The 857-nt window shown below is 48.4% G+C and carries 1 protein-coding gene; it reads left to right on the top strand.

The window, feature by feature from the left end:
- Positions 1-15 precede the first annotated feature (15 nt).
- Positions 16-857: DNA repair ATPase (locus ACTXGO_RS14950; RefSeq protein WP_443575075.1), on the top strand; the 842-nt coding region annotated here is incomplete at its 3' end.

Here is an 857-nt window from a genome sequence, read left to right as displayed (position 1 = left end):
AATGGACGACTCACGATGGCGGATACGCAAAACCCAAACCCTTCAGACAGCACGCCTCATTCGGCCCAGCAAACGGACCAAGCCGTCGCCTCAGGCAATGCCTATGAGCTGATCAAACGCCGCTTAACTGAGCAAGGCAGCCGTCTACAAGCTCAAACAGCGACCCTTAATAATGCCCGCTTAGAAGAGTTTGGTAGCACACAGATGCAAGTCATCGCACGCACGCGTATTCGTACTGAATACAACTGCGTGGCACAGGACATGGTGCAAGTAGGCGACTATCTACTATTTGGCTACAACGTCTTTATGGGGCTCAAACGTGCCAGCAATATCAAAGACGTGCTATCGCTTTATCGTCTTATAGAGCCTGAAAATGACGATTTAGCATCGAGCACTGAGCAAAAGTATCAGTTAGAGGAGGTCGATTTAACGGGTACGTTTTTGGATCAAGATAACTTCGTCCAAGATTTCAATGAGCTGTATCGCTACTATAAGCAAACCCGCCTGATCCAAATCACCGTAAAAGACAGCAAACTGCTATTAGCGTTTCAGATCGGTGAGCGTATCACTGATATTCGGGTGTTTCGCTTTGCCTTAGACTTTAGCGAGGGTACGCCAGAACCGGCGCAGGTGGCCTATGTCGATAACCGCGGTGAGCGCGATATCGAACTGCCGCCCGCTTATGATTTTGAGTGGATAGAGACCACGCGTGAGCAGATGATCAATGGTAAATACCCGCACATGAATATCTTAGATACGATATTTGTGGAGACGGTCGGTGGTAATCTGACCATTAAGATTGAGAACAATACGCAGTCAGGTCAAGGTATCTACAACGAGTCGGTGAGCGATAGCAC

This window comes from Psychrobacter sp. T6-1 (assembly GCF_052258445.1).
Note: the sequence above shows the minus strand (reverse complement) of the source record. Positions and strands in the feature narration are given on the sequence as shown.